Raw genomic sequence first — 24,026 nt, 5'->3', positions numbered from 1 at the left:
GTCCATTCTTTAGTCTCATCATTTGCTCCAAGATTAGCAATAATGGAGCCATGTTCACCCCCTTAAGTAATTAGCCAAGTCTGTCCATTAGCCGCTAACGGGACACGAACTCGAAACTCGGTTGAGAGAAGCGTGACGCACCCAATCGACTTCACCGGCATAGCAGCCAACGCTTCTGTTCTGCTGGGTCGTTTAGCGGCAGCAAAGTTGCAATACGTTCAAGTAAAATTAAGTCCTCGTGGACAACAATGCTTCATTTGGGGTCGGCTCAACACAATCTGCATATGCGTCGATCAGTGGGTCCGAATCCAACGGGCTTGGAACTCTAGGGGGCCAATTTATTGTCTCAGTCAGCACTACCAATGGCCGGTGATGCATCCAAACTTTCACTCCAGCGGGCGCTCTCGGCTGTTCGCCAGCATCTCAATATGGATGTCGCTTACCTTTCCCGGATTGATGGTAACGACTCAGTTTTTGAACTTGTCGATGCGCCGGGCCTTGAAGAGCTGGCGAAACCGGGCGACCGCAAGTCACTCGATGATGTTTACTGCAAACACATCGTGGAAGGCCGCTTACCTGAGCTGATCCCCGATACGGGAGACAATGATTTTGCACTTGCGATGCCGATCACCAAGATGGTGCCAATAGGGTCGCATATGTCCATTCCGCTGCGACTGCCGGACGGTGAGGTCTACGGTATGTTCTGCTGCCTGAGTGCGAAGCCCAACCCTTCGCTCAACGAGCGCGACCTCAACACTATGCGCATGTTCGCCGACCTTGCGGCCGAGCGTGTTGCCGAGCGTATCAAGCACGAACGTCAGCTCGACGCCAAAAAACAGGCCATCGAAGCGGCTATCGAAACCGATCGGTTTCAGCTTGTTTTTCAGCCCATTGTGAGCCTGTCCAACGGCTCAATCCAAGGTTTTGAAAGCCTATCGCGGTTCAGCTCAGAGCCCTATCGGCCACCCAATCTATGGTTCAGTGATGCTCAAAGTGTCGGGTTGGGAACTAAGCTGGAATGCTTGGCGATCCAACGAGCACTCGACCAAATAAAGTTGATCACGGACAGCGCTTATGTGTCACTCAACATTTCGCCGGACAACGTCATGACCGACACGTTCAAGAGCCTCTTCGCAGGCCGGCGGGATCTTAGCCGGTTAATGCTCGAGATCACCGAGCATTCGCAAGTACGGGACTACCAGGCACTCTTGAGGGCATTGCAACCGTTGCGCGAGCGTGGCTTGAAGCTTGCGGTCGACGACGCCGGTGCAGGCTATGCCAGCCTCACCCACATCATCCAGTTGAACGCGGATGTCATAAAACTGGACATGAGTTTGGTGCGCGGTATTGACAGCGACAACGCCAAACGTTCGCTTGCTGCGGGCATGGTAATGTTTGCGCGCGAGATGGGCATAAAGGTAATTGCTGAAGGCATCGAAACGAATGCGGAGCGCGATACACTAAAGGGATTGGGTATCTTTGCCGGCCAGGGCTTCTTGCTCGGTAGACCAAACCCCATTGAGGCACATCTAGGCCAAATCAGTGACGCGCGCATAGCAGGTTAGTCGACAGGTTGAACAACCCAAATCATTCCAAAATCCAAAAACAATCGTTGTTCGAAAACTGGCTTTGTTGCTGTCTGCTACAGAAGCTTAATGCCAACGCGGGCGCTCGCTTTCGGTGTCATCGGATGCCATACAGACAAGATGCTGATCTATCGAAAGCATCGTAGCCTATGAACGCCGATCACCTTCGGGCACTGCTATCGCGCGTTGCCCTTGGCGATCGCGAGGCGTTTCGCTCTCTGTACACTGAGACCAGTGCGAAACTTTTTGGCGTGTTGCTTCGTCTGTTAAAGAACAGACACGATGCGGAAGACGCCCTTCAGATGGTTTACGTCAAAATCTGGCAAAAAGCCCCGGCATTTGCCGGCAGTCAGCATAGCCCGATGGGTTGGCTGGTGGTGCTGACGCGCAACCATGCCATTGATCTCATGCGCGCACACACGCCTGCTTCAGCACCTATTGATGATGTGTCTGAGCCTGCTGATCCAGCAAAGAACCCCGAGCAAGAGGCATTGAACACATCGCTTGGTGAGCAGCTTACGCGCTGCCTTAAGGAGCTTGAGAGCAAACAGGCACTCGCCGTTCGCGACGCTTACGTTCTCGGCGACAGCTACCAGGAAATTTCTGACAAGCTCGACGTGCCACTTAATACTGTACGCACTTGGCTGCGACGCGGCCTTGCGAAGCTCAAGACCTGTATAGAGGGGGCGTGATGGTGACCGATCCAAACCTCCTCGGCCAACCCGACGATGAAGCTCTCGCCGCCGAGTACGCTCTTGGCCTTCTCAATGCGGCGGAGCGCCAAGCCTTCGAACAACGGCTTCGCGATGAACCGGCGCTGCGTGCAACTGTTGCTTCGTGGGATGAGACCTTCCTTCCGCTCGCCGACGATTTCGAGCCCGTAGCACCACCATCCGGTGCGCTTGCAGCGATTGAGACGCGGCTGTTCGCAGACGCTTCATCACAAGAGGCAAATTCGGGTTGGTTAAGCAGCTTGTGGTTTTGGCGGAGCTTTTCTGCTGTTGCCGCGGCTGCGGCGCTGTTCTTGGCTTTGGCCGTTTACCTGCCAAGCTTTGGTCCACGGACCGAGGGCCAGGCCTTCATTGCGCAGTTGCAGAACGAAGGGGGCTCACTGAGCATTGCAGCGTACTTCGAGCCGGGTTCGGCAACGCTTGTCTTGACCCGTGCATCCGGCGAGCCCGCCGCAGACCGCGATTTTGAGCTGTGGCTGATCGCACCGGATAGACCCCCGGTCTCGCTGGGTACGCTCCCCTCGGGAGAAAGGGTCGAGATTGCGGTCGATGAAAGCTTGGCCAGTCAGCTCAACATCGGAACAGATCTTGCAATCAGCGATGAGCCGAACGGCGGATCGCCCACCGGTCAACCAACCGGCGACATTCTGGCGGTCAGCCCACTTGCTGCTCTGCAGACTTAATCGTGACCGATCATTTCCGAATTTATTTCGGCCGATTTTCGTGACTGTTATCAGAGAGCTAGCGATTCTACCGGGTAAAATGATCAGATTTTTTCGGCCACGCTGAAACTTTCCCACCAGCCGTCCCGTCCTTGTTTGTGTCTACCCCAGACATCAACAAAGGACGAACCAATGACTTTCTCAAAGACTCTTCTCGCGACCGCAGCCGCCACGACAATGGCCTTCGCCGGTGCAGCATACGCCATGAACCCAACCGTTGGTGGTGCACCGATGCTGGAAGAACGAAACATCGTCGAAAACGCTGTTAACTCCCCGATCCATACCACGCTAGTTGCCGCCGTTCAGGCTGCCGACTTGGTCGACACGCTTTCCAGTGAGGGCCCGTTCACGGTGTTCGCACCGGTCAATGACGCGTTTGCGGCACTGCCTGAGGGCACCGTTGAAACGCTTTTGATGGAAGAGAACAAAGATATGCTGGTGAAGATTCTCACCGCGCACGTCGTTGCCGGCGACATCTCCGCTGCCGACCTGATGGCAGGCATCAACGCTTCCAGCGATGGTTTCTTCCACATGCAAACCGTGTCTGGTGACGCGCTGTCAGCGCAGATGAACGGTGGCTCCGTCTACATCTATGACGAGAGCGGCAACGCGGCTGAAGTCACCATTGCCGATGTCGATCAATCGAACGGCGTGATTCACGTGGTCGATGGCGTTCTGCTCCCAGAATAAGCGCATCGTCGTTAGGCCAGCGCCCCGGCTTGTCAGGCCTTTTGCCTGACCGAGCCGGGGTCACCCGGCGCCTGTGCGCTTACGCGACCCCTTCGCCCACTTTCCCCCAAGGATAGTCTCATGACACGTTTTCTTATTTCCGTTTCCGCCCTGGCCATCTTTGCCGGACCCGCACTTGCCGATCACCATGCCGGTACCTCCGGCTACGCGCTGTCTGCCGATGGTGTATCCCTCACCATGATGAGCAGCCTGGCCGCTCCAGGGGAGGCACAGACTGTTGAGTTGTCCACGCCCGTGCGCTCTATCGCATGGCGCCCAGTAACCGGCAAACTGGTTGGGTATGCCGACGGCAGCATCGTCGTCATCGACCCGATGAGCGGTGAAACCATGGACCAAGATGCCACCTTCATGGACGACGCCATGATCGGCGCTGACGCAGTTGTGGCGTTCGACTTCAACAATGCGATCGACGCCGTTCGAGCCGTTTCAAGCGAGGGCGACAATCTCGTCTACTTCCCGATCGGCTTTGGCGACATGGATGAACGGGCCAATTCGGTACGCCGTTTCACCGACCTGTTCTATGCTGAAGGTGATGTCTCTGAGGGTGCTGACCCTCTGATCTTCGCTAACGCCTACACCAATGCGATCAACGGCATGACGGCTGAGAGCACGTTTCAGTATGCGCTCGATGCTCGTGCCAACGCTCTGGTGAGCTTGGCCAACAATGCTGGCACGCTTGAGACGATCGGCTTGGTCACGATTGACGGCGAGCCCGCCGACATTCTGCCGGTCGGCGGCTTTGATATCGTCTCGCCCGAAGAAGGCGCTGACGAAGCCTACGCCATTCTGCAGATTGATGGGCAGGATACCGCAGGTCTCTACACGATCGACTTGGAATCAGGTGCAGCGACCATGCTGGCCGACTTGGGAAGCCCGGATTTTGGCAGCTTCGCCGTATCCAAGGGCATGTGACCTTACCCCTTTCCACCGATACCAATCCGCGCGTCCTACGCAGCGCGCGGTCTTTGGGGGACCCCGCGCACGTCTAGCAGTGCGTGGGGCTCCACCCGACCATTTGGAGGACCATCCCAATGAACAGACGCACACTTCTTCTTGGTTCCGCGGCCGCCATCGCCATTGGATCGACTGGCGCCTACTGGCTGCGGTCTGGATCGGCCTTGGATGCTTCTGACCAAGCGGACTCAGAGTTGAACGACTTCGGTGACGCCTATGAGATCGAACTTAGCGAAGCCGAGTGGCGTGAACGTCTCACCGAGAACCAGTTTTTGGTTCTGCGCGAAGAGAAGACCGAAACACCCTTTACCAGTCCACTCAACAATGAAACACGCGACGGCACCTATCATTGTGCGGGCTGCAACTTACCGGTCTATGCGTCAGAGACGAAGTACGACAGCCAGACCGGCTGGCCAAGCTTCTGGCAGGCGATCGACGACGCGATTCGCATCAAGCCAGACAACGCCCTCTTCATCCCGCGCACTGAGGTGCACTGCCGACGCTGCAAAGGTCACCTTGGCCATATCTTCGACGACGGTCCAGACCCGACCGGCGAGCGCCACTGCCTTAACGGCTTGGCTCTCAGGTTCGAGCCGGCAGGTGGCAACGCGGTCTAACCGAACGTGCTCGCCTTTCGCATCACTGTTGCTGTCTTGGCGCTGATCCCGATCAGTGCCGGGGCTGCCGGTGTCTTCTACGGGTTGGCGTTTCCGGGCTTCGACGTATCGGTGGCCAACCCTGACTCACAAAGTCATTTTCGGTTCCTGTCCGGCATCTTCCTCGCGATGGGCCTGGCCTATTGGAGCGTTGCGCTCGGAATCGGGAACTGGCTTCAACGCTTCCAGCTACTCGCCACGCTTACGTTTATCGGCGGTCTTGCGCGGCTGGTTTCACTGGCAAGCGACGGTGCGCCATCGATCGGCCACCAAATCGGATTGGGGATGGAACTCATAGCTGTTCCATTGCTTTTGTTTTGGAGTGTGCAACGTCGTCATTCTCACATTCGTGAACGCTGAAGTAGCTCCATAATCAAAGCTCGTTTGGCGACTTCACAAAAGTCGTTTTGGCACAAAGCGTTAGTACAAATCTGAGCGGCTCGCCGCCCCGTCACATAGTCCGCCGAACCGTCGTTCGCGACCAAATCAGAACGAGCTATAACAACCCAACTGCTTTGCTCTTCATATCGCCAGTGACTTCGATGTAACGCTGGGTGGTGGTGAGCTGCTTGTGACCGGCCAGTTCCATGATGACCTTGGGCGAGACACCTTTGTGTGCCAGGTTTGTGATAAACCAGCGTCTGCCGCTGTGTGATGTGGCACCGGTGACACCCGCATGTCGGTAAATGCGAGCGAACAACTGACAGAGGCTGTTGGCCGAGAACGCGCCATTTTTTTGAGATCGAATGATTGGCGCTGGTTTAGCGGCTTGAACCCGCTGTCCATCCAAAAACCGCGTGAGCTCGCGACGTAGCACTCCATTGAGAAAAACCTCGCGTGCTTCCCCCGCCTTTGTTTTGGCGGCGAGCAGGTAGAACGAACGTCTGATTTCCCGGTTGACGTCCAATACTTGATCCCAGGTCAAACTGGCAATCTCGCCGACACGAAGACCTGCGTGATGCGACAGCAAAACCGCCATTCGATTGCGATCGCCATGCTTGGATGTCGTGCACATGTGAAGCACACGTCGAAGTTCGTGTTCACTGAGCACATGGGCCTGTTTCAATCGAGCTCCCAAATATCATAATTTCGTTCAAATATTTGATTTGATTATATTTTCTTTCTTTATTCGGAGCAATCAATGCATTTCAGTCAAGGCATTCAATGAGCTATTGGGAAATGTAATATTCTAGTTAATTTCTTACATTGCCAAGTCACAAGTCCTCCAACCTCAATCCAACAGCCATGATTAAGAACTAACCTGGGAGCGATGGGATGTGTGAGGAGATAATTGACATCGATGTCAAAGGACCGATCCCTAAACACGCGGACAGGTATCTATCTCGATATACAGACGTCATGCGCCTCTGGTTTGAAAGGCCAGCGAACAGGAAGTTGCTATTAGATGAAATCAAACAGGGCGTTGATGATCCTGTGTTCTGTCGTCGCGTTACTTTCAATGAGCAAGGGGAATTGGTTCTGAAATTCAAATCCAAACACGAACAAGCGCTGTTCTGTCTGGAATGGGGTTAAAGTGCGAAATTTCTGCGTCCAATATCGATCTTTGGTTCTTTAGCATTTCAATCATTTCCAATGACCTTTGATGCTCGACAACCATCAACATGTTGTCCAATGCAATGTATTTCGATGATGTCTGAAAAGAAGCCTTGAACTATCCATTGCGCGGCTCACTGCGCCTCGCATCGAATGGTTTCATTCCCAACTGCTCAGTCTACGCGTTGCTTTCGACGAGCTTTGTGCTGGGCGTTTGTTAAGCTCCCATAAACTCGCTGGCAAACACGATCTGATCTTCGAAAAACGTTTCCGTCCAACCATCTTTGAGGACGTAGTTGGCGACACCCTGAAGGTCAGTAATGGGTTTCGCGACGACAGAACCACTTGGACAAAGCTTGTCCCAAATCTCGTTTGAATGCAGCTGGATTCCAAGCGTGTTGCCATAGGTCGCGCGCAGCAGACCGTGAGCATGAACGTTGGTGTAGACGCCTTCGATGGTGAACACGCCATTCATCCGCTTGGAGGCAGGTTCTTTGCACCAACGCGTTCCAAGATAGGCGCGATCAATGCGCGCGAGATAATTGCGCAAGAGCGAGCGCATCTTGGTTACGCCCCAAGGTTGGTTCGTAGCAAGATTGAGAAACAAAGTCGGCTTCATGGTTTGTATATGAGAAATATGCGCACTTTTGAGTGCGCGGGCCTGCGATGGTGTCATGCGTTGCTCCAGGACTGCGATGAGGGTCGCCTCATGCACGTTTATTTATCTCCTGAGCACCGCAGCCTTCGGCTCTCGATACGGTTTTTGATAGATATATCAGATAGATGGCTTTATTTCATGAACACCTCTGCAACCAGGAGGTTATCATGCCACATCTCAAGTCCCTTACTCTCACACCCCAAACACCGCGCTCTGAGCGCTCGCCACTAGAGCGCAAGAGACTGCGTTTGATTCAGCGACTGGAAACGCAGCTCAAAGCTGCCGAGGCAGCCCTTGCCGGGGAAACCTACACAGAGGAGGTCAAACACTGGGTCACGCATCAGGAAACCGGAGAAAAAACGCTTCTCACACAGCAGCGTCCGGTCAAGCCATGGTGGTGGCAAGACGACAAAGGCCAATGGCTCATCACACTGCGAGACGGCAATCGCGTCCTGCCAATCTCAAAAGAAGCTGCGTCAATCGCAGTCGGTAGCAAGGACAAACTGCTGCCTGTGCTTGCCACCGTCCTTCAAGGCATCACAGCGGGCGAATTGGATGAACAGCTGGAACTGGCCGCAAGAAACCGCAAAGCGCCACCCAAGAGAAAAAGCTAAACCGGTTCAACAGCAATAATCTGCTGCGCTTCCTTGGATCGCTCGGTACTGAGAAGTGCCGAGCGTTTCCTATCACCCGGAAACCTCAGACAGGCCGTTGACCGTGCCAATCGTAGTCATTTTTCCATCGATCTTGACCGCATGGGACGCCAGTTCCGACGACCACCTAGCTTTGGTAAGCGGGTGCTCTTGGCTCTCTGCTGGCATTCACAGGTTTGGCCCGAGACGTCCGCATGTGGCGGCAAAGCTGCCGTTAGCCGGTTGGGCAATATCGGCCCAAACCTGCCGTTCGTGGGTTCAACCAAGGAAGTCTGCCCGTGGCGGCAAACCAGACATAATCGAAGCGTTTAGTGTCGTTCCAAAACCGACGGTTTTCGGAGTCGGAGACATAAGTGTCACCCGGCTGCGCGCGCATTACTGCGTGATCATGTTGAATCGCTCGGTTTTGACATTGTCCCGGTCACTCAAATTCAGTGTTCAAACCGCCCTTTTGCAATCGCAAGATGATGCGCTTGATGGTGACTGTCAGTTGACATCAAGCCATAGAAACCTAGCGCTTGGACTTGCGGCACCTCGGTTTCCACAGAGGTAGTGACGGTAAGCGTTGCCCCACCGCTAGTCATCTGCGCCTCTGCTATCCAACCGGTTGCATCAGTCAGAAACGGGGCGTGAGCCGATACCATGCGCTGCAGGGCTTCCTTTGCCCGACCTTCCGCTTCGACTGTGAAACGGGCCCCGCTCTCCAGTAGTTCCGTTTGAGCACGCGTCGCCGTCGTCAGCAAATCCATGTCCAACAAATGTTCATGCAGTGCATCAACATTCACAGAAGCCCAGTCTGTTGTTGGATCATCGCTCAGCAACACCACAATCTCGGCAATTGCCGAGAAACCGGCCTGGCCGCCTTCGGTTGGCAGGGCCTGCGAAATCACATCTGCCTGGTGGGTCCCATGACTCTGATCATGGTCCTGAGCTGATGCAGCGGAAGTGGAAACCAATATGCAGGCGGCGGCGAGGGTCATCGTGTTCATCGGGTGCTCCATAGAAGTACGGGGTCAACCTAGCGCCCGCAGCGTTGCACCTATATGATTACAATCATATGATGGATACCGGTGCTCTTTCTCTAACAGATGGTCTGGCTGTCACCGGGCGCAGTTTGAATGTGCGGGCTGGCGCTCACCTGTTTCGACAGGGAGACCAAACAGTAGGGTTTTTCGCCGTCCATCAAGGGATCGTTGAACTAACGCGCACAACGCAGAATGGGGGCCTGGTGGTGCTCCATAGGGCAGGCCCAGGCGACAGTTTTGCAGAAGCATCTCTCTTCGCCGATCGTTACCACTGCGATGCGGTTGCCATGTCGTCATGCGAACTCACAGTCTTTCCCAAAACAGAGATTCTCGCAGCTCTGAAAGAGCGTGATGGTGTGGCCATGGCGCTGTTGGAGAACATGTCGGGTCAGGTGCAGCGTTACCGCCTATTGATGCAGCTATGTGCGATCAGGCGCGCCGATGAGCGCGTGCTGGCAGCTATGGAAGCCGGACTTACTCCGGACAGTTGGAAGAGCTTCGCACCGCAAATTGGTCTGTCTCATGAGGCCGTCTATCGCGCGCTCAGCGCCCTCGTTGAGCGTGGTCTGATCCGCAAAACGGGGCGGGGAACATACGCCCTGCATAACGCGTGAAACGCTAAACGGGTATTTTTGGAACCCTCCCAGACTGGAAGGTTGTTTGCTGGTTGCGGTCAAAAGTGCCGCAGATGTGAAACCACCACCGGGAGATGGATATGTCCTATGCGCGCTTCTTCGCGATGATTGTTACTTCAACACTGGTCATGTACGGGCTGATGTATCTCAACAGCTACACCATCGATCACGTGTTTTTCAGCGAAACACGCGCCTATATGGCGCTGTTCATGGGTGCAGTGATGGCGATCATCATGCTTGGATTTATGCTAAGCATGTACACCAAACCAGCCGTCAACATTGCGATCGTGGTGGGGAGCGCCATCGTGTTTTCCACTTCCTTATGGCTCGTGCGGAGCCAGGAAACGGTTCAAGACGTGGCGTGGATGAAAGCGATGATCCCGCATCATTCGATCGCTATTCTGACGAGCGAACGGGCTGACATTTCCGATCCGCGCGTTCGGCAGCTTGCAGATGAAATCATTGAAGCGCAGCGACGTGAGATCGATGAAATGAAGGCGTTGATCGCCGATCTTGAAGAGTGAGCTTGGGTCAGAGACCTCCAGTCGATCCAGCGCTTGACCTTACAGTCACTGGAACCTCTAGATTGATCTCAACAGAAGAGGTCGAGATGGAAAAAACAGCCAATCACGAGCATCACCACGCCGCAGACGGCAGTTGTTGTGGGGGTCACCACGACACGGGGGATGAAAAGTCAGGCTCAATTTACGAGCGTGCGACGAAGCCAGAAAATGGCGTCGTTATAGACCCGGTCTGCGGCATGACGGTGAAGCTCGATGCGGACAAACCCTCTTTGGAATACAAAGGCGACACCTACCGTTTTTGCTCCGAAGGTTGTCGCGCAAAGTTTAACGCTGATCCCTGGTTTTACGTGTCTGGAAACAAGGCTCGGAAGAAACCGCCGGCTGACAAGACGGCCCTTTACACCTGTCCTATGGACCCCGAAATCATCCAGGAAGGTCCCGGGACGTGTCCGATTTGTGGCATGGCGCTGGAGCCGATGGATGGCATCGCAGAAGGCCCCAATCATGAATTGATCGACTTCACCCGCAGGTTGTGGGTGTCTGCCTTGGCTGCGATTCCGCTGCTGATCCTAACCATGGGTCCGATGCTCGGCTTGCCGATCCGCGAATGGCTCGGAGAGTCAGTGACCTTGTATCTCGAGTTTGCCCTGGCAACGCCGGTTATTGTATGGGCGGCGGCACCGTTTTTTCATCGGGGCTGGACGTCACTCAAAACCTGGAATTTGAATATGTGGACGTTGATCATGATCGGCGTCGGTACGGCCTACATCTACTCCACGATTGCCACCTTCTTACCTGGGCTCTTTCCTGCTGGTCTACAGATGCCTGGCGGGCATATGCCAGTCTACTTCGAAGCTGCGGTTGTCATCGTGGCTCTGGTCTTTGTTGGCCAAGTGCTCGAACTGCGCGCCCGCGAGCGCACGGGTGACGCTATTCGGGCGCTTCTTGATCTGGCTCCTAAGACGGCGCGCCGTGTGACGCCCGATGGCGATGAGTATGACGCTCCATTGGAAAACATCATCGAAGGCGACGTTCTTCGCGTTCGGCCAGGAGAGGCAATTCCTGTAGATTCAGTCGTCAGAGAGGGTCGATCATCGGTCGATGAAAGCATGCTGACCGGTGAGCCATTGCCAGTTGAAAAAGGCGAGGGAGATCGCGTTACCGGCGGTACTCTCAACAAAAATGGCGGCTTGATTATTGTTGCCGACAAGGTTGGCGAAGGCACGATGCTCTCGCGTATTGTCGCTATGGTATCCGCCGCACAACGCTCACGCGCGCCCATTCAAGGCCTTGCCGATAAGGTCTCGTCTTACTTCGTGCCGACCGTGGTGGTCATCGCGGTGATAGCGTTCATCGTCTGGTTTGTAGTGGGTCCAGACCCAGCCTTTGCTTTTGCGATTGTTTCAGCCGTCTCGGTACTCATCATCGCCTGCCCATGTGCCTTGGGGCTTGCCACCCCCATGTCGATCATGACTGCAACCGGTCGCGGGGCGCAGGAAGGTATACTCATCAAAGATGCGGAATCCCTTGAGCGCATGGCCAAGGTTGATGTCGTGGTCGTTGATAAAACCGGCACTCTGACCGAGGGAAAGCCGAGTCTGACAGATGTCGTCCTACAGGCGGGACATGATGAGAAAACGGTACTGTCGCTCGTGCGCGGGCTGGAAGCAGGTTCAGAACACCCGCTTGCTGAGGCGATCGTTGAAGGTATTGCTGCGCGCGATATCCAAGCGGCGCCGTCCGTTGATTTTGAAGCCGTCACGGGCAAGGGCGTGCGAGGCCGCTCAGGCGAGCGCACTATTGCGTTGGGCAACGTTGCTATGATGGACATCATGGGCGTCGACCATGGAGCGCTCGACGCCAAGGCCGATGCGCTGCGCGCTGAGGGCAAGACCGTCATGTTTATTGCGTTCGACGGCGATTTGGCGGGACTAATCGCGGTGTCAGACCCGATTAAAGAGACGACTGCGGGTGCGATCCAGGCGCTGCACGACGCAGGTTTAAAAATCATCATGGCAACAGGCGACAACGAGCGCACAGCGCAAGCGGTGGCCGATCAGCTTGGCATCGATGAAGTTCGCGCCGGTGTTCTGCCCGAAGACAAGAAGGCTCTCGTCGATGATCTACACTCGCAGGGCCACAAAGTAGCCATGGCAGGCGATGGCGTGAACGATGCACCAGCCTTGGCAGCGGCCGAAGTCGGTATTGCTATGGGAACGGGTGCCGATGTGGCCGTCGAAAGTGCCGGTGTAACCCTGCTCCGGGGTGACCTGTTGGGGATTGTCCGGGCACGAAAACTGTCCGAGGCAACGCTTCGCAACATCAAGCAGAACCTGTTCTTTGCGTTCATCTACAACTCGGCGGGTGTGCCGCTCGCTGCTGGCGTGCTCTATCCTGTTTTCGGTGCGCTGCTCTCGCCCATGTTTGCTGCAGCGGCAATGAGCCTGTCTTCTGTCTCAGTGATCACCAATGCGTTGCGCTTGAAACGAGCGAAATTGGAGGCTTGACCTTCCACCAAGGGGAAGGATTAGGCTTGATTACTTAGAGATAAGAAATTCGCTCCGCACATCGTTAGTGCTCAACTTGTGTTATTCATCGCCATGGTTCGCCTGCTTCTGATCGTTGCCCTTACTCTGTCTGCATCCCTTTCTGGTGCAGTCGGGTCCGGTCATGTGGTCATGCAAGATCATGATCACTCTGTAATTGAAAGTGCCGCTGACGATCTCTCGGCCTGTTGTGATGATAGCGCGGAGCGTGCGCATACCTGCCTCACCATGCCTGCAATGTTTGAAGGCACTGGGGCATATGTCGATACGCGTGCCTCTGGTGACGCCGTGTTTGACGCATGTGGACTTGCTCTCACAGGCATCCAGCCGTCTGGTCCTACTGATCCTCCACGAATGCTGTGACGAACCCTGCGCACTTCATGCGCAGTCGGTATTGAAGTCACCCTAGAACAGGCATCTGTTCTTTATCTCCATCTGCAACGCGTGAAAAAGCCGTTGCAAGGCTAGGATCACTCCCCCGTTTCTCAAGATCAATCGTCATTTTTCGTGGCGAGATGCACGTTGTGCGCGCTGACGGTGTCGATGCTGTCGACACCTCACCCGACAAGGCCGTGCGGCTGACGTTCAACGTCTGATCCGGGAAGTCGAAACCAAGCCAGTATAGGATCTGAAAAACCATGTTTATCGGAACAGAAGGAATGATGGGCGGCTGGGGGATGGGCCTCGGCATGTTCGCAATTGTGGCGCTGATCTTTGGCGCTGGAGTTGCAGTCGGGTATGTCATTGGAGCGCGCAGATGAATATCGGCCAAGCAGCTGATCGCTGCAAACTGCCGGCCAAAACCATTCGCTATTATGAGCAGATTGGTCTGGTGCGGCCATCCAGAGCCGACAATGGCTACCGCGATTATAGCGGCGACGACGTCCATCGGCTTGCTTTCATTGGACAAGCACGTGGCCTCGGCTTCAACATCGAAGAGTGTCGTCAGCTGCTCTCCCTTTACTATGACAAGTCGCGAGCTAGTGCCGACGTGAAGGCTCTGGCGACTGACAAAATCGTGGAGATCGACTGTCGTTTGGCTGAGATGCGGAGCCTGCGCAAAACCCTAACGACGCTCGTTGAAAGCTGTGCAGGAGACGACCGGCCTGAGTGTCCTATTCTCGATGATTTGGCCAAGGACTTCGAGCGTGAAGCCTAAGTATTTTGTTCTCGGCTTTTTCGGGGTGGCTGGGCTGATGTACCTCTATCAAGGTTTGTTCCCGCACCGCATGGAGATGGATCAGCAAAATCCGCATTCTGTCCAAGCCACAACGGGCGAAGCTGGCGCGCCCCTAGTCGAGGTTGTGGTTCCAGAGCTCTCTGGTGTTGCACAAGCTGGGCGAGAGGTTTTTGAGGTTAGCTGCGCGGCGTGCCATGGCGTCAATGCAGCTGGCCAGGATGGTGTTGCTCCCCCCTTGGTACACATCATCTATGAGCCCAATCACCACAGTGACCAGTCATTTTACCAGGCAGTGCGCTACGGCGTGAGAGCGCACCATTGGCGCTTTGGCAACATGCCCGCAATCGAGGGTGTAGGCCAAAGCCAAGTCGGCGACATTATTGCCTATGTCCGCGAGTTGCAGCGTGCCAACGGCATTTTCTGACCAACAAGGATTATCCCATGAAACATCATCTTCTTGCAGCCGCGCTGCTCACTTCACTCAATGGGCCTGTCCTGGCCCATTCACCGGTCAACAGCTCAGACCCGGCTGATGGTGCGACGGTGCAGGCAGCACCTGAAACGCTCACATTGATGCTGGCAGAACCAGGTCGCTTCATGAAGGTTGAAGTGACCCATACCACGGTGGATGGGTCCGCCAGCCGCATGATGGAGCTGGAAATTCCTAGCCGGGATATGACCGATAGGATGGAGTTTTCAGGCCCAAATATGGGCGCAGGAAGCTATCACGTGGAATGGCGGGTTCTGGGTGAGGATGGCCATGCCATGGATGGCACCGTGACCTATACCGTGGCACCCGAATAACGCATCATGGATATCGGCTATTCGCTTTGGGCGGCCTTAACGGAGTCGAGCTTCAGTCTTTGGGGGCTGATGGCTGCGTCAGCAAAACTGGCTGTTTACATCAGCAGTTTCCTTGCTGCCGGGCTCGCACTTGTTTTGGTCGCCCTCCCCACCCAGCAGGAAGGCATCAAGCGATCCTTGCTAGGGACAATCGCAGCCGCGGTTGCGGTTTCCGTTGTTGCGTCGATCTGGCGTGTGATGGTTCAAGCCGGGCGGCTCATGGATGATTTGGCTTTCATGACCGACCCGGAGATCATCGCCATCAGCCTGGAAGGCCCGCTTGGTACATCGACCTTGGCCAGGCTTATTGGCTTGGCGATCTTGCTGTTGGGAGTCCTTGCCCCTTCAGTGCGGACAGGTGCAGCGGTTCTGGGGGCTGCCTGCGTTGCCCTTTCATTTGGCCTTACCGGCCATGCGACGCGTGATCCGCAATGGGCGCTCTTGGTCCTGATCACCATACATCTGTTGGCCGTGAGTTTTTGGTTCGGTGCTTTGCTACCACTCTACCAACTTTCCAAACCAGGCCTCGATACGGATGAAGCGGCACGTCTGTCGCATCGGTTTGGGCGGCAGGCTTCGATCATCGTACCCATCCTCATCGCCGTTGGAGGCGTGTTTGCGTACCTGCTCTTGGGGTCGCTTCAGGCCGTCGTCTCAACGGCTTACGGTCAGATGCTTCTGCTCAAGCTTGTCATCGTGGCTTTGGTTCTCGGTATCGCGGCGTTGAATAAGCTGCGCCTTGTTCCCGCCATGGAGATGCAAGCCGCCGGGGCCGCCAAACGCTTTCGCACGTCTTTGCGATGGGAAGCCTTAGTTTTTCTCATGATCTTCACGGCCACCGCCTTGCTCACCACATCCTTCACCGTTCCAACCGCCTAGGAGCCACCAATCGTGAAACCAACCCGTCGCGACTTTCTACTGGGAGCGTCCACGCTCTCGCTTCTACCCGGCTTGCCGCGGCTTGTGCTTGCCAACGTGGACGAAGGCCTTTTTGAGCTGACAGCGGCACCGCAAGAGTTGAGCCTGGTCAGCGACGATGGGCCCTTGTCGCCCCTTTGGACCTATAATGGCGGGCTTCCGGGGCCAGAAATTCGCATCAAGCGCGGAGAGCGCATCCGGGTGAACTTCTCCAATCAGTTGGAGGAACCAACGTCAGTCCACTGGCATGGCATCCGGATCGAAAACAGCATGGATGGTGTAGCTGGCCTCACCCAGCAACCCGTCATGCCTGGAGAGAGCTTTGCCTACGATTTCGTTGCGCCCGATGCTGGAACCTATTGGTACCATGCGCACAACCGCAGCTGGAACCAAGTGGCTCGTGGCCTCTATGGGCCATTGATCATCGACGAACCCGAGGTCCCGTTCGACGCCGAACATGACCTGACCTTGATGATCGATGACTGGCGTTTGGTTGGCCAAGGTACGCTCGATGTCGCGAGCATCGGCGAGCTCATGGATTGGAGCCATGCGGGACGTTTGGGCAACTATATCAGCGTGAACGGTAAGCTGGCGCAAACGCTTCAGCTCAAGGCAAACGAACCCTACCGATTAAGGCTGATCAACGCCGCCAATGCACGCGTTTTTGAATTCGATCCCAACCGCTTCGCAGCAAAGGTGATCGGATATGATGGCCAAAACCTGTCGGAGCCAACGAGGCTGGACTACGCGCCCTTGCTCCTTGGTCCAGCCCAGAGGGTCGATCTTCTGGTGACGCCAACCGAAGACTTCGCACTGGAGACCTTCGTCGAAGGTCGGGCCTACCCCATCACGCGTTTCGAAGTGTCTGGTCCTCGCCAAACCGCCTTGCCGGTCCCGAGCCTTACACCCAGCGCTTTACCTGAGCCTGATCTGGCAAATGCCCGCCGCATTCGCGTTGAGATGCAAGGTGGAGCCATGGGCGGACGGGTCGATATGACCTTTCAAGGCCGTCCCGTCACGCGGCAATTGATGCAGGACTATGGGCAGATGTGGGCTTTCAACGGCGTCGCAAACCTGACCGATGACCCCATGTTTGAGGTTGAGAGAGGCGAGACGGTTCTTATTGAGACCATCAATCGAACACGGTGGGTCCACGCTATGCACGTCCATGGCCACCACTTCCGGGTCCTCAGTAGGAGCGGTGCGGAGGCGGATGACGGTCAGCCGTGGCGTGACACCTTTCTTATTGGCGCACAGCAAACGACGGAGATCGCGTTTGTTGCCGATAATCCCGGCAAATGGCTCTATCACTGCCATATGCTCGAGCACGCCGCAGCCGGCATGAACAGCTGGTTTCAGGTTGGATGATGCAACGGGTTTTCCTGAGTGCAGCGCTAACCTTAGCGCTCATTCTGGCGCTGTTTACGGTGGAAAACGCCTTTGATCAGCCACGAGTGCTAGGTTGGTTCAGCGCCGATAAACGCGCTGAAATTCAGCTCGGTCAACACGTCTATCAGGCCAACTGTGCTGCTTGCCACGGTGTGAATCTTCAAGGTCAACCCAACTGGCAGTCACCTGGTGCAGATGGCCTCATACCTGCACCCCCGCACGATGAAACCGGCCATACTTGGCATCATCCAACCGACCTTCTGTTTGCCATCACGAAATACGGGATCGTCGAGGCTGCAAACCTCGAAGGGTATCAGTCAGCCATGCCAGCGTATGAAGGCGTTCTGACTGACGGTGAGATTGAAGCGGTCCTGTCCTTCATTAAGAGCCAATGGCCAGAAGAGCTTCAGGAGCAGCATCGCCGATTGGACGAAAGAGCCCAGAACTAACACTGCTGGAGTGTTCTTTGCAGGTCAAACGCGCGCAGCCCCCTATTTCCGCTATGGGGATCAAGAGGCGCTGAACTCCTGCAGTCTCTTAGGTCAGCTCCCCGCCCTCTTTCGCTTTTCATTATGCCTGAGTGAGCCCCTCCGTGGTTATCCACAGCTAGGTGCCGACGAGGATCGCCTGCAATGCCTCCTCGCTCAGTCGCTGCTCTTCGACAGCCTTGAGTGCTCGTAGCTTGTGTTGCTCGCTGCATTGGTAAGCAGCGCCGCCTGATCTGAGCGTTACCAGTAAACTGGCCTCGGTGAGTTTGCCTGCGTCGAACATGTCGAAGGCTTTGTCGATCGCAGGAGCCATTGATGTAGGAGAGCTGAGTTTGTTGATATCTTGCCCCGGAACCGCAGTCTGGCCATGCTCTGCAGCCTCATCCGCCTTGATAAGCGCATCAAGTTCGTCTGGTTCATCGATGGCTGTGTTGCCAACCCGATTTTTGAGGTTGTCAGCTGAGATCGCGTTGGACGCCACCGTAGCCTTGGTTGCCGCTTCATCTTGATCGGGATCGTGGCGCTTTCCGGTGAGCACTTCTTTTTGCAGCCTTGGTTGTAGATGGCTGTAGTGGCGCTCGATCATTTGTATCGACGTTCCCATTTGGACGGCAAGCGTGTGTATGCTCATACCGTCATTCAACAGAGCGAAAGTCGCGTAGGTATGTCGGAAGCTGTAAAGCGTTCTGTTGAGGCCAGTGCGTGGGCATGAAAGCAAACCTGTGTCGTCCATGAGGATTTTGAAGGTCTGCCGCAAGTTCTTCGTGACCGTCCCATTCGGCAGCCGAAACACCGGTTTGTCGATCTTAGCATCGAGAAGTTCATCAAAGCTGAGATGGGCAATGTCTTTGGTGCGCTCATGAATGCGCTTGAGGAAGTTGATTGTGTTCGCGCGACAGATCAGGTCGCGTGGTCCGGTTTTTCCATCGACGCGCAGCTCCAAGAACTGCTGACCGTTTTCGGTGAACAGATGCACATGTCGCCACATGAGACTGTCGGTCTCGGTACCGGGGCGGATGCCGGTGTTGGCAAGGATCAGGATATAGTCACGCAGCAAATGGCGCATCTCACGTGACTTTCCGTCCCGGCCCGCTTCAATCCATGCAGGTAGCTTGCGGATGAGCGTGCGATACTCCTCAATCCGAAAGTCAGGCCTGCGCTCGCTCTTTTTACCCTTGTTGGTCAGATCGGGGATCTGGCGCTTCTCGACATAGCCGCGCGACACAGCCTCATCGAAGATACGGTTAAGTGCACTGTTGTGCGTGCTCAGCGTCGAAGCACTTGGTTCACGACCAAGCTGCTTCGCACGCCAAATGGCAAAATCTTCAAGGTCAGTCTGTTTGATGTTGGCGATGGATTTGGACCCGAAATAGGGCACCAGATACTTGTCGATGACGATCTTGTAATCGCGAAACGACCGCTTGCTTGATCCTTCCGCCGTCAATCGATCCATCTCCGCAACGCAGTATGCCGCGACATCTGAGAACCGCTTGGTGACGATAGGCATGCCGGTTTTGTGGCGCGCACGATATTCGTAGAGCAGATCAACGGCGCGTTTTTTGGCTTTGCCAAGGTCTTTGGTGCCGGTGCTCTTGCGAACCCATCGATCACCAATCTTGAAGGCAGCTTGAAAGGCCTGGCTATGAGCCCGCCGAAAAAGCCTGATCTCGCCATCGAGCAGGGTAATCGTTTTAGGGCTCAGCTTTGGCACGCGTATCCACCAAAGTTTTTTGGCTGGTCGCCACATTTTTCGCGACTGCGTCAGCAATCACTGGCTCAAACCCAGCGTTCTCCAACAGTGTGTTAAACACAGTGTTATGTGTAGCGCCCGACAACCAAAAACGCGAGAGCAAGACTGTGCTACCACTGCGCTACGTGTCAGATCGGCCAGGACTACTCAGAAACCACTGATTTTACTGGGAAAATGGTAGCGGAGGAGAGACTTGAACTCCCGACACGCGGATTATGATTCCGCTGCTCTAACCAGCTGAGCTACTCCGCCCCAAAAGAGCATCGGGCACAAAAACCCCGAGCGAGATGGCCGTATAGGGGGCGCTCCCGCCCCCTGTCAACCAAGTTCCGCAGCTACGCCGCATCCTTCTCAAAGGCATTGATCGCCCGGGCGATGAACCCGCCACCCAGCACACGCGACCCCGGGCCATCATGCACATAGAGCACGCAAGCCTGGCCTGGCGCGACGCCGGTTTCACCTTCGATGAGGTCAACATAGGCCTGTCCGTCGCGCACAATCAAGCTGGCCGGTTTTGGCGGCCGCGTGGACCGCACGCGCGCTGCCACCGGAACACCGCTGGAAAGATCAGCGCTGGGCTCGCCAATCCAATTGAAGTCGCGCAAGGCGACACGGGAGACGCCCAAGGCCTCGCGCGGTCCGACGATTACCTGCTTCGCCGGCGCATCGATTTTGACGACGTAGAGCGGATCGCCGGCAGCGATGCCCAAACCGCGACGCTGACCGACGGTGTAGTGAATGATTCCGTTGTGCCGGCCCAAAACCTTGCCCTGCACATCAACGATTTCACCTGGCTCAGCCGCTTCTGGCCGCAGCTTGGCGATGATGTCCGCATAGGATCCGTTGGGCACAAAACAGATGTCTTGGCTGTCGGGCTTGTCGGCGATCTCAAGCCCCATGCGCTCGGCATGGGCGCGCGTTTCGGCTTTGGTCAAATGGCCAAGCGGAAAGCGAACAAAATCAAGCTGCTCCTGCGTCGTTGCAAACAGAAAGTAGCTCTGGTCGCGATCGAGGTCCGCAGGGCGATACATCGCCATGTGCCCCGAGGTCTGATCCATGCGCGTATCGGCATAATGCCCCGTCACCAAGGCCGCAGCGCCAAGTTCGCGCGCGGTTTTCAGTAGATCGACAAACTTCACGCTCTGATTGCACGACACGCAGGGTATCGGTGTCTCACCGGCGAGGTAGCTATCGGCGAACGTATCAATCACCTGTTCTTTGAAGCGGCTTTCATAGTCGAGCACATAATGCGGCATGTCGAGCGTATCGGCGACGTTGCGCGCGTCGTGAATATCCTGGCCGGCACAACAAGCGCCTTTGCGGTGCATCGCCTCGCCATGATCGTAAAGCTGAAGGGTGATGCCCACCGCGTCGAAGCCCGCTTCTTTGACGAGGCCTGCGGTCACAGATGAGTCAACGCCCCCGGACATCGCCACAACAATGCGTGTGGCTGCCGGCTCCGGGTTGCCGGGCAGAAAAAGATCCATCGGTTTTGCCTTCATGCAGCAGGGGTCAAGAGCCTGAGATGAGGCGTGCAGTCCTAGTGCAATGCGCCCTGCCCGGCAAGATGCGCCCTTCACCCGGCAATCCTTGCCGCGTCAGCGCTGACGGCTTCGTGCAACGTTCATTGAAAGCCCTTGAAAGATAACAACTTTCCAATCTGGCACGACACTTGAAACACCCTGCGCACATTGAAAGATGCACAGCGAGAGCCTGCCCCGTGTCCACATTGCCAGATCTTCTAGCTCCAATCGCACCCGCCGAGCGCCCCACGCCGCGCGAGCGCAGCGTTCCCCGTGAGGATGAGCCACGCTTTTCCGATCGTCTTGAGAACGAGCGGCGAGAAACAGAAGAACCGGCAGAAAGGGCGGAGGCGACAAGCACGGACGACAAAGACGTCACTGAGACGCCAGACTCTCCAAAAAAGTCGTCGTCCAGTGATTCAACCCAGGCCACCTCCAGTGAGGGAGGCCACAATGCAGGCATCAACGGCGCCCAGGCAACCGAACAAACCGCTGCAAGCCAAGACCCTGGACTGGTCGATGATCCATTGATAGCCGCCGATACCGAAGCAGACCCGTTTGCCGGCTTGGCGGACCCTGCCTTGGCCGCCGAAACCGATGATGTGGTCCAAGAGATCGTCGTCACGGCACTGACCGGCGAAACGGTCCCGCTTGTGCCGCCTCAGGCAACGGGTCAAGCCGACCCTGGCGCTCTTGGTCGCTGGTTCGCGCAAGTATCGGGTCCAGTTGAAGGAACCTTGGGTCAAAATGCGCCCGTCCTGAACAAACTGGCTGGCCAGGCCGGCATGGCCGGCGAGCAGGCGTTGAGCGGCGCCCCAACTAACGGCGCCATGGATGGCGCGCTTGAAGGCGGTCTGAAGACCGCCACGCCAGAAGGGCTTAGCCAGTCCAAAACGATGAGCTTTGCCGATGCGATGGCGAGCACCTCGATGACGAATGGCGGCATGGACGCGGAAAGCCTTGATGCGCTCGTCACCCAAGCCATGGCCAAAGCAAGCGCCGCCCTTGAACCCGGCAACTCCAACGCTCCCGTCCTGACAACAGGTCAAACCACAGCCACCGGCGCCCAGGCGGCGATGACGGCCGTGCCGCAGGCCGCGACCGGTCAGGCCGTGCCGGTGACGGCCCTGGCTGTCGAAATCACGCGCCAAGCAATGAATGGCAAAACCCAGTTCGACATCCGGCTCGACCCACCGGAGCTGGGGCGCCTGAATGTGCGCTTGGAAATGGATGCAAGCGGTCAGACACGCGCCCATCTGGTGGTCGAACGGGCTGAAACGCTGGATATGCTGACCACCGACGCGCGTAACCTTGAACGGGCACTTCAGCAGGCTGGCCTCAAGACCGAGCCCGGTTCGGTGAGCTTTGAATTGGCGCAGGATGCTGCCGACGGATTTGCCCAGGACCAGCACAGCGCCGGCGCCGAGGATCAGTCCGGTGAGTCTGGGTCGGGCGACCCAGCCTCTGCTGGCCCTGAGGATTCCATGCTTCCCGACGACATGGCTTCGCCCGAAGCCATCCGTCAGCAACTCTATGCCACCGGCCATTTGGATGTCCGCATCTAGTATCGGCGTAAAAGGAGCCCGGACCTATGAGTACACTTGATCAACTTGCAGCCGCCTCGCAGGCTTCGGTGCAGCAAGCCAATGCACAGCGCGACCAGCAGATGCTGGCTGATGATTTCGACACCTTTTTGCAGTTGCTCACCACGCAGCTACGCAATCAGGATCCGTTGGAGCCGATGGACACCAACCAATTCACACAGCAACTGGTTCAGTTCTCCGGTGTCGAGCAGCAAATCCAGACCAACTCCTATCTGGAGAATCTCATCACCTCCACAGAGGCACAATCGGTCAACGCCGCGGTCAACTATTTGGGCTCGACGGTAACGGTAGCAGGTGTGTCCACCACACTCGATAGCGGCCAGGCCTCTTGGGAACTGGTCTCCGGCGTCGCCGCTCCGGATTCCACAATCTCCATCTACGACGTCAACGGCAATGAGATATTTACGACGAAACATGCCGTGGACCGCGGTGAGAGCACCTTCACCTGGGATGGCAAGACCAATGACGGCACCGACGCGCCTGACGGCGTCTACTCCATCCGTGTGGTCGGCAACACCAGTGATGGCCAGGCGGTGAATGTCTATGCGGCCGTCACCGGCAAGGTGACCGGCGTTGATTTCACCGGAAGCGAGCCAGTCCTGCAGATTGGTGATGTGCGTGCCAACCTTAGCTCGGTAATGGAGATTCAGGCCCCGACGTCCTGATATCCAGCGATCCTGCGCGCGCCCGAAATCAACAGTTTGGGCGCGCCGGTTAGTCTAAACCGGTCGCAAGCCGATAGACTTTATCCCTCTACTTCAGTGATTTAGAAGCTACCGCTAAGGTGCGCAGACACTCTGGTATTGCTGTCACACAACCGCCGCAAAGTCCTAACGAAGCATGACCAGGCCCTTAGGGTGTTTTTAAGGACCATCGACTAGTCTCACTCTCGCGTTATCGAGTGTTTTAGTGAGAGTACGATGACCGAGTTCAAGCGTCCGCGCGTTAAATATGTCATTGGGCCCGACGGTAGCCCGCTGACCATTGCGGATTTACCGCCAACATCTACCCGGCGATGGGTTATCCGTCGCAAGGCAGAAGTTGTTGCCGCCGTTCGCGGTGGTTTGCTGTCGTTGGAGGAAGCGTGTGAGCGCTATCGTCTGACGGTGGAAGAATTCCTGTCCTGGCAAATGTCGATTGATCAGCATGGGCTGGCAGGACTTCGCACAACGCGCATCCAACAGTACCGGGCCTAACGCCCAACCGGTTCATCGAAAGCGAGGCCTTCCGCGCCGCGTTCTTCACAAACCGTAACATCGAAACCAAACAGCCGGCCGGGTTCAAACCATGGGCCGGCTTTTTGCGTTTATGTCTTTTTTCGCCGTTCGATGCAGCTT

At 56.1% G+C, this 24,026-nt stretch carries 26 protein-coding genes and 1 tRNA gene; 21 read left to right on the top strand and 6 right to left on the bottom strand.

What is annotated here, in order from left to right; genetic code table 11:
• Nucleotides 1-362 precede the first annotated feature (362 nt).
• The 7 genes from JJ917_16000 to JJ917_15970 all read left to right on the top strand — a co-directional run bounded on the left by JJ917_16000 (nucleotide 363) and on the right by JJ917_15970 (nucleotide 5,759).
• Complete coding sequence (locus tag JJ917_16000) at nucleotides 363-1,565, top strand: EAL domain-containing protein (GenBank protein ID MBO6700331.1); 1,203 nt, start codon at nucleotides 363-365, stop codon at nucleotides 1,563-1,565.
• Nucleotides 1,566-1,735: 170 nt separating this feature from the next.
• Nucleotides 1,736-2,278: a sigma-70 family RNA polymerase sigma factor gene (locus tag JJ917_15995; GenBank protein ID MBO6700330.1), complete on the top strand. Its 543-nt coding sequence runs from the start codon at nucleotides 1,736-1,738 to the stop codon at nucleotides 2,276-2,278.
• Nucleotides 2,278-3,000: an anti-sigma factor gene (locus JJ917_15990; GenBank protein ID MBO6700329.1), complete on the top strand. Its 723-nt coding sequence runs from the start codon at nucleotides 2,278-2,280 to the stop codon at nucleotides 2,998-3,000. Before JJ917_15995 ends, JJ917_15990 begins: the two co-directional genes overlap by 1 nt.
• Nucleotides 3,001-3,171: 171 nt before the next feature.
• The gene (locus JJ917_15985; GenBank protein ID MBO6700328.1) at nucleotides 3,172-3,729 is read left to right on the top strand and encodes a fasciclin domain-containing protein; all 558 of its coding nucleotides are present in this window, start codon (nucleotides 3,172-3,174) and stop codon (nucleotides 3,727-3,729) included.
• 120 nt (nucleotides 3,730-3,849) lie between these two features.
• Nucleotides 3,850-4,701, top strand: a complete 852-nt coding sequence (locus JJ917_15980) for a DUF4394 domain-containing protein (protein MBO6700327.1) — start codon at nucleotides 3,850-3,852, stop codon at nucleotides 4,699-4,701.
• Nucleotides 4,702-4,820: 119 nt separating this feature from the next.
• Nucleotides 4,821-5,360 (top strand): peptide-methionine (R)-S-oxide reductase MsrB, encoded by a 540-nt coding sequence (msrB, locus tag JJ917_15975; protein MBO6700326.1) that lies wholly within the window; start codon nucleotides 4,821-4,823, stop codon nucleotides 5,358-5,360.
• 6 nt (nucleotides 5,361-5,366) lie between these two features.
• Nucleotides 5,367-5,759 (top strand): DUF4345 domain-containing protein, encoded by a 393-nt coding sequence (locus JJ917_15970; protein ID MBO6700325.1) that lies wholly within the window; start codon nucleotides 5,367-5,369, stop codon nucleotides 5,757-5,759.
• Nucleotides 5,760-5,895: 136 nt separating this feature from the next.
• On the opposite strand, the gene JJ917_15965 is transcribed toward JJ917_15970, so the two are convergent.
• A complete protein-coding gene (locus JJ917_15965; protein MBO6700324.1) occupies nucleotides 5,896-6,465 on the bottom strand; it encodes a site-specific integrase in 570 nt (189 codons plus the stop codon).
• Nucleotides 6,466-7,170: 705 nt separating this feature from the next.
• Nucleotides 7,171-7,515 carry a hypothetical protein gene (locus JJ917_15960; GenBank protein MBO6700323.1) on the bottom strand — a complete coding sequence of 115 codons (345 nt, stop codon included), beginning with the start codon at nucleotides 7,513-7,515 and terminating at the stop codon, nucleotides 7,171-7,173.
• A gap of 263 nt (nucleotides 7,516-7,778) precedes the next feature.
• Here JJ917_15960 and JJ917_15955 point away from each other — a divergent pair, with 263 nt between their 5' ends.
• Nucleotides 7,779-8,225: a hypothetical protein gene (locus JJ917_15955; protein ID MBO6700322.1), complete on the top strand. Its 447-nt coding sequence runs from the start codon at nucleotides 7,779-7,781 to the stop codon at nucleotides 8,223-8,225.
• Nucleotides 8,226-8,695: 470 nt separating this feature from the next.
• Here JJ917_15955 and JJ917_15950 read toward each other — a convergent pair whose 3' ends face one another.
• Nucleotides 8,696-9,253 (bottom strand): hypothetical protein, encoded by a 558-nt coding sequence (locus JJ917_15950; GenBank protein ID MBO6700321.1) that lies wholly within the window; start codon nucleotides 9,251-9,253, stop codon nucleotides 8,696-8,698.
• Nucleotides 9,254-9,321: 68 nt separating this feature from the next.
• On the opposite strand from JJ917_15950, the gene JJ917_15945 reads away from it, so the two are divergent.
• The 9 genes from JJ917_15945 (at nucleotide 9,322) to JJ917_15905 (ending at nucleotide 17,773) form a co-directional block, all read left to right on the top strand.
• Nucleotides 9,322-9,903 carry a Crp/Fnr family transcriptional regulator gene (locus JJ917_15945; protein MBO6700320.1) on the top strand — a complete coding sequence of 194 codons (582 nt, stop codon included), beginning with the start codon at nucleotides 9,322-9,324 and terminating at the stop codon, nucleotides 9,901-9,903.
• Nucleotides 9,904-10,004: 101 nt separating this feature from the next.
• A complete protein-coding gene (locus tag JJ917_15940) occupies nucleotides 10,005-10,448 on the top strand; it encodes a DUF305 domain-containing protein (protein MBO6700319.1) in 444 nt (147 codons plus the stop codon).
• A gap of 86 nt (nucleotides 10,449-10,534) precedes the next feature.
• Nucleotides 10,535-12,955 (top strand): heavy metal translocating P-type ATPase, encoded by a 2,421-nt coding sequence (locus JJ917_15935; GenBank protein ID MBO6700318.1) that lies wholly within the window; start codon nucleotides 10,535-10,537, stop codon nucleotides 12,953-12,955.
• 796 nt (nucleotides 12,956-13,751) lie between these two features.
• On the top strand, nucleotides 13,752-14,153 hold the full coding sequence (gene cueR / locus JJ917_15930; GenBank protein ID MBO6700317.1) for a Cu(I)-responsive transcriptional regulator: 402 nt from the start codon (nucleotides 13,752-13,754) through the stop codon (nucleotides 14,151-14,153).
• 37 nt (nucleotides 14,154-14,190) lie between these two features.
• Complete coding sequence (locus JJ917_15925) at nucleotides 14,191-14,598, top strand: cytochrome c (GenBank protein ID MBO6700316.1); 408 nt, start codon at nucleotides 14,191-14,193, stop codon at nucleotides 14,596-14,598.
• 17 nt (nucleotides 14,599-14,615) lie between these two features.
• Complete coding sequence (locus JJ917_15920; protein ID MBO6700315.1) at nucleotides 14,616-14,978, top strand: copper resistance protein CopC; 363 nt, start codon at nucleotides 14,616-14,618, stop codon at nucleotides 14,976-14,978.
• 6 nt (nucleotides 14,979-14,984) lie between these two features.
• Nucleotides 14,985-15,896 carry a CopD family protein gene (locus JJ917_15915; protein ID MBO6700314.1) on the top strand — a complete coding sequence of 304 codons (912 nt, stop codon included), beginning with the start codon at nucleotides 14,985-14,987 and terminating at the stop codon, nucleotides 15,894-15,896.
• Between the two features lie 39 nt (nucleotides 15,897-15,935).
• Nucleotides 15,936-17,303 (top strand): multicopper oxidase family protein, encoded by a 1,368-nt coding sequence (locus tag JJ917_15910; GenBank protein MBO6700313.1) that lies wholly within the window; start codon nucleotides 15,936-15,938, stop codon nucleotides 17,301-17,303.
• Nucleotides 17,303-17,773, top strand: coding sequence for a cytochrome c (locus JJ917_15905; protein MBO6700312.1), 471 nt, complete (start codon nucleotides 17,303-17,305; stop codon nucleotides 17,771-17,773). Before JJ917_15910 ends, JJ917_15905 begins: the two co-directional genes overlap by 1 nt.
• A 157-nt stretch (nucleotides 17,774-17,930) precedes the next feature.
• Here the strand turns inward: JJ917_15905 and JJ917_15900 are convergent, their stop codons facing one another.
• Nucleotides 17,931-19,037 (bottom strand): site-specific integrase, encoded by a 1,107-nt coding sequence (locus JJ917_15900; GenBank protein ID MBO6700311.1) that lies wholly within the window; start codon nucleotides 19,035-19,037, stop codon nucleotides 17,931-17,933.
• Between the two features lie 291 nt (nucleotides 19,038-19,328).
• On the opposite strand from JJ917_15900, the gene JJ917_15895 reads away from it, so the two are divergent.
• Nucleotides 19,329-19,619 (top strand): hypothetical protein, encoded by a 291-nt coding sequence (locus tag JJ917_15895; protein MBO6700310.1) that lies wholly within the window; start codon nucleotides 19,329-19,331, stop codon nucleotides 19,617-19,619.
• A 118-nt stretch (nucleotides 19,620-19,737) separates the two neighbouring features.
• On the opposite strand, the gene JJ917_15890 is transcribed toward JJ917_15895, so the two are convergent.
• Both JJ917_15890 and mnmA read right to left on the bottom strand, forming a co-directional pair.
• A tRNA-Met gene (locus tag JJ917_15890) sits at nucleotides 19,738-19,814 on the bottom strand.
• 83 nt (nucleotides 19,815-19,897) lie between these two features.
• Nucleotides 19,898-21,064, bottom strand: coding sequence for a tRNA 2-thiouridine(34) synthase MnmA (mnmA, locus tag JJ917_15885; protein MBO6700309.1), 1,167 nt, complete (start codon nucleotides 21,062-21,064; stop codon nucleotides 19,898-19,900).
• Nucleotides 21,065-21,282: 218 nt separating this feature from the next.
• On the opposite strand from mnmA, the gene JJ917_15880 reads away from it, so the two are divergent.
• From JJ917_15880 to JJ917_15870, 3 genes are all read left to right on the top strand, one after another.
• Entirely contained in the window at nucleotides 21,283-22,650 is a 1,368-nt protein-coding gene (locus tag JJ917_15880) for a flagellar hook-length control protein FliK (protein ID MBO6700308.1), read from the top strand.
• Nucleotides 22,651-22,676: 26 nt separating this feature from the next.
• Nucleotides 22,677-23,354, top strand: a complete 678-nt coding sequence (locus tag JJ917_15875; GenBank protein ID MBO6700307.1) for a flagellar hook assembly protein FlgD — start codon at nucleotides 22,677-22,679, stop codon at nucleotides 23,352-23,354.
• Between the two features lie 255 nt (nucleotides 23,355-23,609).
• On the top strand, nucleotides 23,610-23,885 hold the full coding sequence (locus tag JJ917_15870) for a DUF1153 domain-containing protein (GenBank protein ID MBO6700306.1): 276 nt from the start codon (nucleotides 23,610-23,612) through the stop codon (nucleotides 23,883-23,885).
• The last annotated feature ends 141 nt before the right edge of the window (nucleotides 23,886-24,026 follow it).

The organism is Hyphomicrobiales bacterium, from assembly GCA_017642935.1.
Classification (GTDB): Bacteria; Pseudomonadota; Alphaproteobacteria; order Rhizobiales; family MH13; genus MH13.
Note: the sequence above shows the minus strand (reverse complement) of the source record. Positions and strands in the feature narration are given on the sequence as shown.